At 74.4% G+C, this 15200-nt stretch carries 9 protein-coding genes and 1 tRNA gene; 4 read left to right on the top strand and 6 right to left on the bottom strand.

From position 1 onward, the window contains the following. Positions 1 to 255 precede the first annotated feature (255 nt). Positions 256 to 1917 carry a glucose-6-phosphate isomerase gene (gene pgi, locus ACFVHB_RS35405; protein WP_380330547.1) on the bottom strand — a complete coding sequence of 554 codons (1662 nt, stop codon included), beginning with the start codon at positions 1915 to 1917 and terminating at the stop codon, positions 256 to 258. 271 nt (positions 1918 to 2188) lie between these two features. Then, the gene (locus ACFVHB_RS35400) at positions 2189 to 3772 is read right to left on the bottom strand and encodes a Na+/H+ antiporter (RefSeq protein WP_380330544.1); all 1584 of its coding nucleotides are present in this window, start codon (positions 3770 to 3772) and stop codon (positions 2189 to 2191) included. Between the two features lie 201 nt (positions 3773 to 3973). Between ACFVHB_RS35400 and ACFVHB_RS35395 the strand changes: the two genes are divergently transcribed. Together ACFVHB_RS35395 and ACFVHB_RS35390 are read left to right on the top strand one after the other, a co-directional pair. Then, a complete protein-coding gene (locus tag ACFVHB_RS35395) occupies positions 3974 to 4882 on the top strand; it encodes an NADP-dependent oxidoreductase (RefSeq protein WP_380330541.1) in 909 nt (302 codons plus the stop codon). 74 nt (positions 4883 to 4956) lie between these two features. Next, positions 4957 to 5030: transfer RNA gene (locus tag ACFVHB_RS35390), tRNA-Lys, on the top strand. A gap of 183 nt (positions 5031 to 5213) precedes the next feature. On the opposite strand, the gene hemC is transcribed toward ACFVHB_RS35390, so the two are convergent. Further along, positions 5214 to 6149: a hydroxymethylbilane synthase gene (gene hemC / locus ACFVHB_RS35385; RefSeq protein WP_380330538.1), complete on the bottom strand. Its 936-nt coding sequence runs from the start codon at positions 6147 to 6149 to the stop codon at positions 5214 to 5216. 219 nt (positions 6150 to 6368) lie between these two features. Continuing rightward, on the bottom strand, positions 6369 to 8093 hold the full coding sequence (locus ACFVHB_RS35380) for a chitinase (protein WP_380330535.1): 1725 nt from the start codon (positions 8091 to 8093) through the stop codon (positions 6369 to 6371). A 211-nt stretch (positions 8094 to 8304) separates the two neighbouring features. Here ACFVHB_RS35380 and ACFVHB_RS35375 point away from each other — a divergent pair, with 211 nt between their 5' ends. Beyond that, entirely contained in the window at positions 8305 to 11526 is a 3222-nt protein-coding gene (locus tag ACFVHB_RS35375) for a S41 family peptidase (protein ID WP_380330532.1), read from the top strand. 199 nt (positions 11527 to 11725) lie between these two features. On the opposite strand, the gene ACFVHB_RS35370 is transcribed toward ACFVHB_RS35375, so the two are convergent. Then, positions 11726 to 11992 carry a hypothetical protein gene (locus ACFVHB_RS35370; protein WP_380330529.1) on the bottom strand — a complete coding sequence of 89 codons (267 nt, stop codon included), beginning with the start codon at positions 11990 to 11992 and terminating at the stop codon, positions 11726 to 11728. A gap of 216 nt (positions 11993 to 12208) precedes the next feature. On the opposite strand from ACFVHB_RS35370, the gene ACFVHB_RS35365 reads away from it, so the two are divergent. Continuing rightward, complete coding sequence (locus ACFVHB_RS35365; RefSeq protein ID WP_380330526.1) at positions 12209 to 13015, top strand: phosphoribosyl-dephospho-CoA transferase MdcG domain-containing protein; 807 nt, start codon at positions 12209 to 12211, stop codon at positions 13013 to 13015. Between the two features lie 24 nt (positions 13016 to 13039). On the opposite strand, the gene ACFVHB_RS35360 is transcribed toward ACFVHB_RS35365, so the two are convergent. Further along, complete coding sequence (locus ACFVHB_RS35360) at positions 13040 to 15115, bottom strand: phosphocholine-specific phospholipase C (RefSeq protein WP_380330523.1); 2076 nt, start codon at positions 15113 to 15115, stop codon at positions 13040 to 13042. Between the last annotated feature and the right edge of the window lie 85 nt (positions 15116 to 15200).

Below are 15200 nucleotides of genomic sequence, written 5' to 3'. Positions count from 1 at the left end.
CAGCGGGTCCGGGGTTCGAGTCCCTGGCGGCGCACCGACAGCCGGAAGGCCCTTCGCGAGAGCGAGGGGCCTTCCGGCGTTTCCGGCGTTTCCGGCGTTTCCGGCGTTTCCGGCGTTTCCGGCCCGCGGGCGCCGGCGGGGCACCCGACCCGCACGCACGCGCCCGCGGGACGCGCGACCCGCGGACGCGGAACCGCCGCGGGGGCGCCCGCCGCAGCGGACGGCCCCGCGGGCGCGCCGGTCCTGCCGGACGCCTCAGCGCCCGCGCAGCGCGCGGTAGCGGGCGACCAGCTCCGCCGTGGAGCTGTCCAGCGCGTCGGCGCCCTCGCCGGTCAGCAGCACCGGCTCGATCCGCTTGGCGAGCACCTTGCCGAGCTCGACGCCCCACTGGTCGAAGGAGTCGATGTTCCAGATCGCGCCCTGGACGAACACCTTGTGCTCGTAGAGCGCGACCAGCTGGCCGAGCACCGACGGGGTCAGCTCGGCGGCCAGGATGGTGGTGGTCGGGTGGTTGCCCTTGAAGGTCTTGTGCGGGACCAGCTCGGCCGGCACGCCCTCCGCCGCCACCTCCTCCGGGGTCTTGCCGAAGGCGAGCGCCTGGGTCTGGGCGAAGAAGTTGGCGAGCAGCAGGTCGTGCTGGGCGACCAGGCCGGGCAGCAGGTCGGCGACCGGCTTCGCGAAGCCGATGAAGTCGGCCGGGATGACCTTCGTGCCCTGGTGCAGCAGCTGGTAGTAGGCGTGCTGGCCGTTGGTGCCGGGGGTGCCCCAGACCACCGGGCCGGTCTGCCAGCTCACCGGGTTGCCCTCGCGGTCCACCGACTTGCCGTTGGACTCCATGTCCAGCTGCTGGAGGTAGGCGGTGAACTTCGACAGGTAGTGCGAGTACGGCAGCACCGCGTGCGCCTGGGCGTCGAAGAAGGCGCCGTACCAGACCCCGAGCAGGCCGAGCAGCAGCGGCACGTTCTCCTCGGCGGGGGCGGTGCGGAAGTGCTCGTCGACGAGGTGGAAGCCGTCGAGCATCTCGCGGAAGGCGTCCGGGCCGATGGCGATCATCAGCGAGAGGCCGATCGCCGAGTCGTAGGAGTAGCGGCCGCCCACCCAGTCCCAGAACTCGAACATGTTGGCGGTGTCGATGCCGAAGTCGGCGACGCCCTCGGCGTTGGTGGAGAGCGCGACGAAGTGCTTGGCGACCGCGTCGGTGTCGGCGCGCAGCCCGGTGAGCAGCCAGCTCCGTGCCGAGACCGCGTTGGTGATGGTCTCGATCGTGGTGAAGGTCTTGGAGGCGACGATGAACAGCGTCTCGGCCGGGTCCAGGTCGCGGACGGCCTCGTGCAGGTCGGCGCCGTCGACGTTGGAGACGAAGCGGACGTCGAGGTCGCGGGCGGCGTAGGAGCGGAGCACCTCGTAGGCCATGGCGGGCCCGAGGTCGGAGCCGCCGATGCCGATGTTGACGACGGTCCGGATCCGCTTGCCGGTGTGGCCGCGCCACTCGCCGCTGCGGACCTGCTCGGCGAAGGCGGCCATCTTGTCGAGCACGGCGTGCACGGCGGGCACCACGTTCTCGCCGTCGACCTCGACGACGGCGTCGCGCGGGGCGCGCAGCGCGGTGTGCAGGACGGCGCGGTGCTCGGTGGTGTTGATCTTCTCGCCGCGGAACATGGCGTCACGCAGCTCGGCGACGCCGGTGGCCTCGGCGAGCTCGCGCAGCAGGGCCAGCGTCTCGTCCGTGACCAGCTGCTTGGCGTAGTCCACGTACAGGTCGCCGACCTGGAGGGTGTAGCGGCGGCCGCGCTCCGGGTCGGCGGCGAACAGCTCGCGCAGGTGCGTCTCGCCCAGCTCCGCGCGGTGCTTGCCGAGGGCGGCCCACTGCGGGGTGCGGTCCAGCGGGGTACGGGCGTCGGCACGGGTCTCCGACATCGGTTGCTCCTCGATTCATCTGGGTGCAGATACCGGCAGGGCCAGGCGGGAGGGTTTTCGCGAGGTCGTGCGGGTACTGGTGGTGCGCCGACTCCGTTGACGGCCTGCCCGGGGCCAGCCTATGCAACGTCGGGGCCGCCCTCGCACATTCCGTTCGCCGACGCTCCACCGGTCGCCGGGCCGAGGGACCTTCGCAGGCGCACCGGACGCCCGCCGGAGACCCGTGGGACCACCCGGCGGCCCGCCCGGCGCGGCACCGCCGGACGCCGCGTCACTTCCGCTCGGAGCGCAGGTCGAGCCCGCGCAGCACCTGGTCGACCAGCTCCGGGTCGGCGCCGAGTTCGCTGCGGGCGGCCAGGATCTCGCGCCGGGAGGCGGCGATCATCTCCTGTTCGACGCTCTGCGCGGCGCGCCACTGGCTGAGCCGCGACTTCGCCTCGGCGGCCTCCTCCTCCGCGTACTTCTCCGGGCAGAGCCGGGCCAGCCGGTCGTGCTGACGGTCCCGCAGCCGGTCGGCGACCTCGGCGGGCAGCTTGTCCAGCTCCTCCAGTTCGCCGAGCCGTTCCAGCCCGGCCTTGGCGGCCCGCCACCAGAGTTGGCGCACCTGCTGCTCGTGCTTGTCGTGGTCGACGTCCAGGTGCAGCCGCTTGGCGAGCCAGGGCAGGGTGAGCCCCTGGACCAGCAGGGTGAAGAGGACGACGCTGAAGGCGATGAAGACCAGCCGGCCGCGGTCGGGGAAGGCCGCACCGGTGTCGACGGCGAGCGGGACGGCCAGGGCCAGCGCGACCGTGGCCACCCCGCGCATCCCGGACCACCAGAGCACCACGCTCTCCCGCCAGCTGATCGGGGTGTCCTCCTCGGCGTCGGCGCGCAGCTTCCGGGAGAGCCAGCCGGCCGGCAGCAGCCAGAGCAGCCGGACCAGCACCACGACGGCGATCACCACGGCCGCGTCGCCGAGCATGCCGGTCCAGCCCTCGCCGGCCTCCTTGAGGACGGTGGCCAGCTCCAGGCCGATCAGGCCGAAGGCGACGCCGGTGATCAGGATCTCGACGATCTCCCAGAAGGCGTTGCCGACCAGCCGGTACGACACGGCGTCGGCGTCGGCGGCCCGCTCGGCCAGGTAGAGCCCGCAGACCACGACGGCGAGCACGCCCGACCCGTGGATCTCCTCGGCCAGGCTGTACGCGGCGAACGGCACCAGCAGGTTGAGGGCGACCTGTTGGGTCGGGTCCTCCAGGAAGGAGGCGAGTCGGGCGTTGGCCCAGCCGAGCGCGATGCCGATGACCACGGCGAGGACCGCCGAGAGCACGAAGCGGAGCACCGCGTGGCCGGCCGAGAAGTGGCCGCCGACCACCGCGTCGATGGCCAGCGAGTAGATCACGATCGCGGTGACGTCGTTGAACAGTCCCTCGCTCTCCAGGATCGCCACCAGCCGGCGCGGCAGCCCGACGCTGCCGGCCACCGCGACGGCGGCGACCGGGTCGGGCGGGGAGACCAGTGCGCCGACCGCGACGGCGGCGGCGACCGGCAGGCTGGGCAGCAGCCAGTGCACGGCGCCGGCCACCGCGGCCGTGGTGACCACCACCAGGGCGACGGCGAGCAGCAGGATGGAGCGGATGTTCGCCTTGAAGTAGCGGACGGAGGAGCGCCGGGCGACGGCGAAGATCAGCGGGGGCAGGACGAGCGGGAGGATCAGGTCGGGGTCGATCGCGATGTCCGGGATCTGCGGCACCAGCGCCATCACGATGCCGAGCAGGGTCATCAGCACGGGCTGCGGCACGCCGGTCCGGCGCGCGAGCGGCATGGTCACCACGGAGGCGAGCAGCACCAGGAAGAGCAGGGGCAGCTGACCCACGGGGAGGTTCCTCTCGGCGGGGGCGGAGGTGCGGGCGGAGGTGTCGCGTCCGGACGGCGCGGCCCGGGCCGCCGTCCAGGATAAATCTGACAATGCGCCCAACTGCCGCGACACGCCCGGCCGGGGTTGACCTCAAGCGGACTTCAGGTCTGAAGATCGAGGGAACGGACCAACGGCCCCCAGGACAGGCAGGAGCCCCCCATGAAGGCAGTCACCGTTCCCGAGTTCGGCGGCCCGGAGGTGCTCCGGGTGACCGAGGTGCCCACCCCCGCCGCCGGGCCGGGCGAGGTGCGGGTCCGGGTCCGCGCGGCGGGCGTGCAGCCCGTCGACCTCGCCGTCCGGGAGGGCTTCAAGCCGCCGGGCGCGACGGTCGAGCCACCGGTCGTCCCGGGCAACGAGTTCGCCGGGGTGGTCGACCAGCTCGGGCCCGGCAGCTACGGCTGGGAGGTCGGCGACGAGGTGCTGGGCTTCCGGCTGCTGCACAGCCACGCCGAGTTCGTCACGGTGGACACCGCCCACCTGGTCGCCAAGCCGGCCGGGATGCCCTGGGAGCAGGCGGGCTCGCTCTCCGCCTCCGGCCAGACCGCGCACATCGGGCTGAGCCAGCTGCAGGTCGGCAAGGGCGACACCGTGCTGGTCCACGGCGCCTCCGGCGGGGTCGGCACGGTCGCCGTCCAGCTGGCCCGGGCCTGGGGCGCCACGGTGATCGGCACGGCGAGCGAGCGCAACCACGACTACCTGCGCGAGCTGGGCGCGATCCCGGTCGCGTACGGGGAAGGGCTGGTCGGGCGGGTCCGGGCGGTGGCCCCGCAGGGCGTGGACGCCGCGCTGGACGCGGCCGGGCGCGGCGCGCTGGAGGCCTCGGTCGAGCTGGTCGCCGACAAGGACCGGATCGGCACCATCGTCGACCACGCGACCGCCGCACGGCTCGGGTTGCGGCAGCTGCGGGCGCAGCGGACGGCCGCCCGGCTGGCCGAGCTGGTCGAGCTCTGGGAGGCGGGCGGGCTCCGGCTGGAGATCGCCGAGGTCTTCCCGCTGGAGCGGGCCGCCGACGCCCACCGGATGGTCGGCACCGGCCACGTCCGGGGCAAGGTCGTGCTCGTGCCGTGAGGGCGGGCTGGGGGCGGTCGGGGGCCGATTGTGAGTTTCGGCCCCTGACCAGGTAATGTTCTCTCTGTCAGCAGGCGCCGCTAGCTCAGTTGGTTAGAGCAGCTGACTCTTAATCAGCGGGTCCGGGGTTCGAGTCCCTGGCGGCGCACCGACAGCCGGAAGGCCCTTCGCGAGAGCGAGGGGCCTTCCGGCGTTTCGGCGTCCCGGTGTTCCGGGCCGTTCGGTGTTCCGGGCCGTTCGGCGCTTCGGGCCGTCCGGCGCACCGGACTTCCGGCGCGCCCCGGCACCCGGCCGGCGCCCCGACCGGCGCCGGCCCGGCCGCGACCCCCGCTCAGTGCGGGATGGCGGCGATCAGCTCCGAGGCGCCCTGGCGCTTGAGGGCGAGGGCGGTCGCGGTCCCCAGGTCCTCCGGGCTGAGCGAGCCGGCCCACTCGTGGGCGTCCAGGACCTGCTTGCCGTCCGGGGAGAAGACCCGGCCGCGCAGCGAGAGGCGGCCGTCCGGCTCGGCCTTGGCGTAGCCGGCGATCGGCGAGTTGCAGTGGCCCTGGAGGACGTGCAGGAACATCCGCTCGGCGCTCGCCTCGCGCCAGGTCGGGTGGTCGCCGAGGCCGGTGACCGCCTCGATGGTGGCGGTGTCGTCCTCGCGGCACTGCAGGGCGAGGATGCCGGCCCCGATCGGCGGGCACATCGACTCCAGCGGCAGGACCTCGCTGATCCGCTCCTGCTCGCCGATCCGCTCCAGCCCGGAGACCGCGAGCAGCAGCGCGTCGGCCTCGCCGGCGGCCAGCTTGGCGAGCCGGCTGTTGGCGTTGCCGCGCATCGGCACGCACTCCAGGCGCGGGTGGGAGGCGGCGAGCTGGGCCCGGCGGCGGACCGAGGAGGTGCCGATCCGCGTGCCGGGCGGCAGCTCGTCGAGGGTGAGTCCGCCGGGGTGGACCAGGGCGTCGCGGATGTCGTCGCGGCGCAGGTAGGCGGCGAAGACCGTGCCGGCCGGCAGCGGGCGGTCGGCCGGGACGTCCTTGAGGCAGTGCACGGCGAGGTCCGCCTCGCCGGCCAGCAGGGCCGCGTCCACCTCCTTGGTGAAGGCGCCCTTGCCGCCGAGCCGGGCGAGGTCACCCATCCAGCGGTCCCCGGAGGTGGTCACCGGGACGACCTCGGTCCGCAGCTGCGGGTGCAGGGCGGCGAGTTCGGCCCGGACGCGCTCGACCTGGGCGAGCGCCATCGGCGACGAGCGGGACACGATGCGGATCAACTCTGCGGTGGGCATGTGCCGATGATAGGCCGTCACATGCGCTCCTCCTTGAGCGCCACCTGCGCCACGGCCCACCCGGCCCCGGCCGGAGGCGGCCGGAAGCGGCCGAGGGGCCGGAGACCGGGAGCGGGGATCCGGGGGGCCGGGGGGCCGGAGACCGGGGCTGCGCGCCGTCGGGGCCGGACGGTGGGGAGGGGCCGTCCGGCACCCGACGGGGGTGAGCCGGTCGGCCGGTCAGCGGCGGAAGTAGCCGTCGAAGTTCTTGGAGAACTCCCGTCCGCCGAACTGGTCCCAGTTGACGGACCAGGTCATCAGGCCGCGCAGGCCCGGCTGGGCGCCGGCCTTCGGGACGTACGCGCCGCAGTTGGTGAGCTTGGTGAGGCAGTCGAGGGCCTTGTTCACCTCGGCGGGGGCGACGTAGCCGTTGCCCGCGTTGGTGGTGGCCGGCATGCCGATGGCGACCTTGCCGGCCGGCAGCGCCGGGAACGCGTTCGCGGTGTTGCCGGCGACCGGGAAGCCCTTGAGCAGCATGTCGGTCATCGCGACGTGGAAGTCGGCGCCGCCCATCGAGTGGTACTGGTTGTCCAGGCCCATGATGGAGCCGGAGTTGTAGTCCTGGACGTGCAGCAGGGTGAGGTCGTCGCGCAGGGCGTGGATGACCGGCAGGTAGGCGCCGGCCCGCGGGTCCTGGCCGCCCCACGGGCCGGAACCGTAGTACTGGTAGCCGAGCTGGACGAAGAAGGTCTCCGGCGCCATGGTCAGGACGAAGTTCGCGCCGTACCTGGCCTTCAGCGTCTTCAGCGCCGAGATCAGGTTGACCACGACCGGGCTGGTCGGGTTCTTGAAGTCGGTGTCGCCGGTCTGCAGGGACAGCGAGTGGCCCTCGAAGTCGATGTCGAGACCGTCCAGGCCCCACGTGTCGATGATCGCCGAGACCGAGCTGACGAAGGCGTCGCGGGCGGCCGTGGTGGTGAGCTGGACCTGGCCGTTCTGGCCGCCGATCGAGATCAGCACCTTCTTGCCCTTGGCCCGCTTGGCGGCGATGGCGGCCTTGAAGTCGGCGTCGGACTCGACCGTCGGGCACTCGGTGGCCGGGCAGCGGTTGAACCGGATGTCGCCGGAGGTGACGGAGGTCGGCTCGCCGAAGGAGAGGTTGATGAAGTCCCAGGAGTCCGGGACGTCGGCCATCCGGGTGTAGCCGGCGCCGTTGGCGAAGCTGGCGTGCAGGTAGCCGACCAGGGAGTGGCCCCCGGTGGGCGGCGCGGTCGGGCTCGCGGTGCCGGTGGGCGTGACGGTCGGGGTCGCCGTGGGCGTGGCGGTGGGCGTGACCGTCGGGGTCGCCGTGGGCGTGACGGTGGGCGTCGGGGTCGGCGAGGGCGCGCCCGGGCCGTCCAGCGCGAGGTCGTCCGCGTAGTAGGTGCCCTGCCCGTACCAGCCGTGCGTGTACACGGTGACGCTGGTCTGGGTGGCGCCGGTGGTGAAGCCGAGGCTGAGCTTCTGGTACCCGCCGCCGGTGCCGGGCGTCCAGGTGGCGGCACCGCCGGTCACGCCCAGGTAGACGTACGAGCCCTTCACCCAGGCGCTGAGGTTGTACGTGGTGTTGGGAGCGACGGTGACGGTCTGGGTGCACTGGGCGGTGTCGCTCGTCGAGGCGGCCCCGGCGAGGGCGTAACCGCCGCTGTGGGACTGGCCGGTGACGACGCTGCCGGTGCCGCCGGTGCAGCTCCAGGGGTTCAGCGCGCCGCTCTCGAAACCGCCGTTGGCCAGGAACTCCCCGGCCGAGGCGGTGGGCGCCACACCCAGGGCCAGGCCGGCCGCGGTGGCGGCGGCGACGGCCGAGGCGGTGCCGGCGGCGAGCAGCGTCCGGGGGCGGCGGCGAGCGGCCGGGACACCGGTGGACGAACCGGCGGGCTGATCACCGGCGGGCGGAGCGGATGCGGGTACGGGCGTTCTGCGCATGCGGGGGACTCCTGCGGGGGCGCGGATCGTGGGGGACGTCCGAGGGCACGGCGAAGGTCGTGCCAGTGGGGGTCGGCCCGACCGCGCACCCTATTTGGACTAGACCACTGAAGTGGATCCGCCGGTGCGGTGTCAATGGTCCGGACCGGTGGCGGACAACCCGCCGCGGCGTCCGGTTGCCGGGCGTGACACCCCGTCGAACCATGGAGAGGTGACGGCACCCGGCTACCTCCGCTACCCCCACCTGCGCGGGGGCCTGCTGGCGTTCACCGCCGAGGACGACGTCTGGGTCGCCCCGCTCGACCCGGACGGCACCGTCGGCCGCGCCTGGCGGGTCAGCTGCGACCGCACCCGGGTCAGCCACCCCCGGATCTCCCCCGACGGCCGCACCCTCGCCTGGACCGGCTGGCAGAGCCTGACCCCCGAGGTCTGGACCGCGCCCGTGGACGGCGGCGAGGCCGTCCGGCTCAGCTACTGGGGCAGCCAGGACACCCGGCTGCGCGGCTGGCTGCCGGACGGCGAACTGCTCGCCGTCACCTCGTACCACGAGCCGTTCGGCCACTACACCTGGGCGCACGCCCTGCCGCCGGACGGCTCGCCCGGGCGCCGGATGCCCTGGGGCCCCGTCGGCGACGCCCAGATGAGCCGGGCGCACACCGTGCTGCTCACCGGCTCCGCGCCGCACGAACCCGCCGCCTGGAAGCGCTACCGGGGCGGCGCCACCGGACGGCTCTGGGTGGACGGCGAACGGATCCTGGACGGCCACCGGGGACACCTCGCCTCCCCCGTGCCGGTCACCTGCGCCGAGGGCGACCGGGTCGCCTTCCTCTCCGACCACGAGGGCATCGGCAACCTCTACTCCTGCCGGCCCGACGGCACCGACCTGCGCCGGCACACCGACCACGCCACCTACTACGCCCGCGAGGCCGCCACCGACGGCACCCGGATCGTCTACCAGCACGCGGGGGACCTCTGGCTGCTGGAGAGCCTGGACGCCCCCCACCCGCGCCGGCTGCACGTCCCGCTCGGCGGCGCCCGGGCCGGCCGCCGCCCCTACCAGGTGAGCGCCGCCGCCCACGTCAAGGACCTCGCCTGCGACCAGACCGGCCGCGCCGGGGTGATCACCGTGCGCGGCAGCCAGTACTGGCTGACCTTCCGGGACGGCCCCGCCCGGGCGCTCGCCGACACCCCGGGCGTGCGCACCCGGCTGCCGGTGGTGCTCGGCCACACCGGCGAGGCCGGCTGGATCACCGACGCCGAGGGCGAGGACGCGGTGGAGGTCGTCCCGCTGCCCGGGCACGAGCAGGCCCCCGCCCAGCACGGCCACCGGCTGCTCGCCGCCGGCCGGCTCGGCCGCGTCCTGGAGCTCACCGCCGCCCCCGACGGCGCCCACCTGGCCGCCGCCGCCTCGGACGGGCGGCTGCTGCTGGTCACCACCGCCGACGGGACCGTCCGGGAACTGGCCGCCTCCGGCTACGGCCCGGTCTCCGGCGCCCGCTTCTCCCCCGACTCGCGCTGGATCGCCTGGTCCCAGCCGGTGGCCGGGCGCTCGCTGCGCCGCATCCGGCTGACCCGCACCGACACGCCCGCCCCGATCACCGAGGTCACCGACGGCCGGTTCGAGGACGAGCAGCCGGTGTTCACCCGGGACGGCCGCTACCTGGCCTTCCTCTCCTGGCGCGGCTTCGACCCGGTCCACGACGTGCACACCGGCGACCTCTCCTTCCCGCTCGGCTGCCGCCCCTACCTCGTCCCGCTCGCCGCCGGCACCCCGTCCCCCTTCGCCGCGCCGGCCGAGGACGGCGGCGCGCCGCGCGGGGACGGCGGCGGGGACGGCACCGTGCACGTCGACCCGGAGGGCATCGCCGAGCGGCTGGTCCAGTTCCCGGTGATCGCCTCCAAGTACTCCGCCACCGACGCCGTCCGCGGCGGGCTGGTCTGGCTGCGCTGGCCGATCTCCGGCACCCTCGGGCAGACCTTCACCAACCCGGACGACACCTCCGGCCGCCCCTCACTGGAGTACTTCGACCTGGCCCGGGGCTCGCGCTCAACACTGGCCGACAAGCTGGACGGCTACGCCGTGTCCGGTGACGGCGGCTCGGTCGCGGTCTACTCGGCCGGCACCCTGCGGATCGTCCCGGTCACCGCCCCCTCCGCCGGGACCACCGTGGACCTGCGGCGGATCACCCACACCGTGCGCCCGGCCGCCGAGTGGCGCCAGGCGTACGCCGAGGCGGCCCGGATCGTCCGGGACCAGTTCTGGGACCCGGGGATGTCCGGGCTGGACTGGCCGGCCCTGGTCGCCCAGTACCAGCCGCTGCTGGACCGCGTCGCCGGCCCGGACGACTTCGCCGACCTGCTGCGCGAACTCCTCGGCGAACTGGGCACCTCGCACGCGTACGTCACCCCGTCCCGGCGCGGCGAGGGGCCCTCGCTCGCGCAGCAGCCGCTCGGGCTGCTCGGCGCCAACGCCCACCGCGCCACCGACGGCCGCTGGCTGGTCGACCGGGTCCTGCCCGGCGAGTCCTCCGACCCCCGCGCCCGCGCGCCGCTCGCCACCCACGGCGTGCACGACGGCGACGAGCTGCTGGCGGTGGCCGGGCGCCCGCTCGACCCGGTCCGCGGCCCGGGCCCGCTGCTGGCCGGCACCGGCGGGACGACCGTCGAACTCACCCTGCGCAGCGGGCCCGACGGCCCGGTCCGCCGGATCGCGGTGACCCCGCTGACCGACGAACGGCCCATCCGCTACCAGGACTGGGTGGTCAAACGCCGCCTGCTGGTCCGGGAGTTCAGCGACGGCCGGTGCGGCTACCTGCACATCCCGGACCTCGGCGGCTCCGGCTGGGCCCAGTTCAACCGCGACGTCCGCCGCGAGCTGGACAAGCCCGCGCTGGTGCTCGACGTCCGCGGCAACGCCGGCGGGAACGTCTCGGAACTCGTCCTGGAGAAGCTCACCCGGCGGGTGCTGGCCTGGGACTTCAGCCGCGGGCGGCAGCCGGTGCGCTGGCCCAGGGACGCGCCGCGCGGGCCGGTGGTCGCGCTCGCCGACGAGGCCACCAGCTCGGACGGCGACGTCATCATCACCGCGATCAAACTGCTCGGGCTCGGCCCGGTGGTCGGCAACCGGACCTGGGGCGGGGTGGTCGGCATGACCGGGCGGCACACCCTCGGCGACGGCACGCAGATCTCGGTGCCGAAGAACGCCTCCTGGTTCACCGGCGGGCTCGGCTGGTCGGTGGAGAACCACGGCGTGGAGCCGGACGTCCACGTGCTGCGGACCCCGCGGGACTGGGCCCGGGGCCGGCACACCGAGCTGGTCACGGCGGTGCGGCTGGCGCTGGAGCTGCTGGAGGACGCGCCGGCCGCCGTGCCTCCGCCGGACGACACGCCGCGCCCGGACCTGCGGCGGCCGCCACTGCCGCCGCGGGGGTGACCACGGGGTCGGCCGCGGCGGGCGCACCGCACCAACACACCGAACCGCCGCGGGCACACCGAGGGGGCGCGCCCGCGGTGGGCACGCCCCCTCGGTGGCGCCTCGGTGACGGTCGGACGGTCGGTCCCGGCGGACGGCCCTTCTCGGCCCGGTCCGCTCGGCCGGTCCGCTCGGCCGGTGCCTCGGCCGGTCCCCCTGCTCAGTCCCAGGGGTCGCCCTCGGCCGTCATGTCCTCCCGGGCCCGCTCCTCGGCCTGCCGCTCGGTGAGCCTCGCGGCCTCCTGCGCCTCACGGGCCTTCTCGATCTCGGGGCCGAACGCGTCGGCGGCCTCGTCGTGCGCCAGGGCGGCGCGCTGGGCGGCATCGGTCATCGCGGTGGTGTCCTGTTCGTGGCTCCCGCCGAGCGAGGACCGCGCCTCCTCGGCGGTGTCGTGTCCCCTGTGGCGGAACCTGTCGAAGATGCCCATGACTCCTCCTCCGGACGAATTCCGGGCTGCCCCCACTCTCACACCGGTGTCCGGCAGGCGCATCCGCACGCCGTCGGACCGCGGCGCCGCCGTGACGGCCCGGGTCCTTGGTCCCGGGTGGTGGCACCCGAAGGCCCGTAGCGGGCGGCACCCGGCGGGCGGAGGGTGGAGCCGTCAGCCGGTCCCGTTCCGCACCTTCCCCCCTGGAGCCCTGCCGTGACCGTCACCCCGGCCTTCCGCCCCGCCCCGGTCCCCCGCCCCGCCGACGAGCAGCACGGCGGGCCGCGCCGGCTGGTCGGCCCGCTCGCCGCACTGGACGGGCGGCTGGCCGGCCCCCACGACCTGCTGCTGATGCAGTGCCCCAGCTCGCTGCGGCCGCTCGGCGGCGGCGGGCTGCCGGAGTGGGCGCGGCGGGTGCTGCGGGCCCATCCGTGGGTGACGGTCGGCCGGGCCCGCGCCGTGGCCGGCGGACCGGCCGACACCCCGCACCCGGTGCGCTGCACCCGGGACGTCTCCGCCGCCCCGGAGACCTGGCTGCCGGTGATCGTGCGCGGCGCCGAGCGCGGGCAGCGGCTCGACGCGCTGGCGCCGCGGGCGGCGGTGGCGCGGACGCTGCGGCCCGAGCAACTGGTCGGGCGGGAGGCGCTGCTGCCGCCGGAGCGGGTGGCGGTCGTCCCGGCACTGGCCGCGCTGGCCGCGGTGGGGCGGCTGGTCACCGAGCACCGACTGGTCTGGGGGCCAATCGGCGCGGCCGGCTACGAACTGGGCACGGGCGTGCCGGTGACCGGGCCGCTCAGCCCGCTGCGGCTGGTGCTGCGCGCCCCGCAGCCGGTCAGCCGGCGGGACGCGCTGATGCTGCGGCGGGCGCTGAGCCGGCTGCCCGTGCCGGTGCAGGCGGAGCTGGAGACCCGGTACGGCGCGGTGCTGCTCGCCGAGTACGCGGCCGGGCCCGCCGTGCTCACCCTGCTGACGCCGGACGGGCCCCGGGAGGTCCACGACCCGTGGTTCCCCCGGGGCCGGTAGGCCCCGCGCGGTTCGGCCGCGGGTTCAGCCGCTGATGCTGGGCGCGCCGGTCTCCAGGTGGCCGGTGAACCGCTGGGACCAGGTGCTGTCGGCGTCCACCGTGACGGTGAAGTCGTACCAGCCGTTGGTGTAGGCCACCGCGTTGAAGAAGTCGCTCACGCTGCCGCCGGCCGGCACCCGGTACGTCCAGGGGCCGTCGGTGCGGTAGTTGTTCGAGGCGATGGTGAAGGTCAGCGGCGTGGTGCCGGTGTTGGCGAGCTCGAAGTAGACCGCCATCCTGCCGGTGCCCGGCTCGACCGCGTACGAGGCGGTGACGGCCGCGTTCTTGCCCGCCTTGGTGGCGTCGCCCTTGAAGCGGCGCAGGAAGCGGTTGGGGCCGACCACGGACAGGTCGTACGGGCCGTTGCCGAAGCCGAGGCCACAGTTGAAGAAGTCGCTCTGGCTGCCGCCCGGGTCGACGGTGTACTGCCAGGGGCCGCCGCCGCGGTAGGCGTTGGCGTAGGCCGCGAAGTGCGCCGACTTCGTGGCGGCCGCGCCCTCGTTGGCCATCTTCAGCCAGACCTTCATCACCCCGCCGGAGCCGAACTCCAGGTGGTCCAGGTTGGCGTTCGGCTGGTAGGGCAGCGCGCGGGCCGGACGGGTGCCGGCCTCCTGGACGGGCAGCTGGTTGTTCACCGGGGCCGGGTTGGGCAGCGGGCCGCAGGTGGACATGCCGACGACCGCGCCGGCGGTGTCGGGCAGCGCCGGGAGGCCGTAGACCGGGTTGGCGAAGTCGAACACGCCGGTCAGGTCGCCGCAGACGCGCCGGCGCCAGTCGCTGATGTTCACGCACTTGGCGGGAGTGCCGAGCGCGGCCGTCCAGACCTCCAGGAAGCGCAGCACCGAGGTGTGGTCGAAGACCTCGGAGTCGACCCAGCCGCCGCGGGTCCAGGGCGAGATGGCGATCATCGGGACGCGGAAGCCGAGGCCGATGTTCTTGCCGCCGTAGAACTCGCCGGGGGTCCCGGCCGGGGCGGCCGGCGGGGGGACGTGGTCGAAGAAGCCGTCGTTCTCGTCGTAGTTGAGGAACAGGACGGTCGAGTTGAAGACGTCCGGGTCCGCGTTGAGGGCTTCGATCACGTTGTGGACGAAGTGCGCGCCGTCGGCCGGCGTGGCGTACGGGTGCTCGGAGACCTCCTGGTTGGGGACGATCCAGGAGACCTGCGGGAGGGTGCCGTTCAGCACGTCGGCCCTGATCGCGGCGACGATGTCGTCCGGGGTGCGGCCGGTGGTCTTCGGCACGGAGCCCATGCCCTTGACGGCGAGCGGGCTGCCCGCCGGGGCGTTGGCGAACTGGGTGAAGTAGGCCAAGGCGTTGTCGCCGTAGTTGTCGGCCGCGTTCTGGTAGACCTTCCAGCTCACGCCGGCGTTCTCGAGCGCCTCGGCGTAGGTCTGCCAGCGCAGGCCCTTCTCGTCGCCGCCGTCGTACGCCGGGCCGCCCGCGGTGCCGGCCGGGTCGATCTGGCCGGACCAGTGGTAGGTGCGGTTGGGGCCGGTGGCGCTGAGGACGGAACAGAAGTAGGCGTCGCAGACGGTCCAGTTCTCGGCGAGTGCGTAGTGGAACGGGATGTCCTGGCGGGTGAGGTGACCGAGGGTCCGGACGTTGCCCTTGGCCAGGACCCAGGAGTCCAGCTTGCCGCCGTTCCACGCGGTGTGCTGGTCACTCCACCCGTGCGCGAGGTCCCCGTTGCATTGCGCGAGGCGCTCCGGGTCGGCCCCGCCGGCGGGCTTGGTCAGGCTGAACTGCCACGGGTACTGGCGGCCCAGGCCGTTCGGCTGGTTGAAGACGCTGTAGCCGCCGGCGATCTGGATCGCGCTGCGGTCGGCGAAGCCGCGCACGCCGCGCAGCGTGCCGAAGTAGTGGTCGAAGCTGCGGTTCTCCTGCATCAGGACCACGACGTGGCGCGCGTCGGCGATGGTGCCGGTCCGCGACGGCGCCGCCGCGGGGGCGGCGGCGGGCGCGCCCGGCGCCACCCCCGCACCGGTGGTCCCGGCCACGGCGAGGCCGGCCGCGGCGGCTCCGGACAGTGCGACGAACTTCCTACGACTCAGCTCGGCCATCAGCCCAGCCCGTCCCTTCACTGGCGATGTTGTGCACACAAGTCGGGCCATCGGTCGCGCAGCATCATCCACCGGCCGGCACCAC

The organism is Kitasatospora sp. NPDC127111 (genome assembly GCF_042677465.1).
GTDB lineage: Bacteria > Actinomycetota > Actinomycetes > Streptomycetales > Streptomycetaceae > Kitasatospora.
The sequence above is the reverse complement of the archived record's forward strand: the minus strand, read 5'-3'. Positions and strand labels throughout refer to the sequence as shown.

Coding starts and splice junctions, on each gene's coding strand:
- ACFVHB_RS35360 (WP_380330523.1), bottom strand. CDS start 15,115: ATGGCCGAGCTGAGTCGTAGGAAGTTCGTCGCACTGTCCGGAGCCGCC.
- pgi (WP_380330547.1), bottom strand. CDS start 1,917: ATGTCGGAGACCCGTGCCGACGCCCGTACCCCGCTGGACCGCACCCCG.
- ACFVHB_RS35380 (WP_380330535.1), bottom strand. CDS start 8,093: ATGCGCAGAACGCCCGTACCCGCATCCGCTCCGCCCGCCGGTGATCAG.
- hemC (WP_380330538.1), bottom strand. CDS start 6,149: ATGCCCACCGCAGAGTTGATCCGCATCGTGTCCCGCTCGTCGCCGATG.
- ACFVHB_RS35370 (WP_380330529.1), bottom strand. CDS start 11,992: ATGGGCATCTTCGACAGGTTCCGCCACAGGGGACACGACACCGCCGAG.
- ACFVHB_RS35395 (WP_380330541.1), top strand. CDS start 3,974: ATGAAGGCAGTCACCGTTCCCGAGTTCGGCGGCCCGGAGGTGCTCCGG.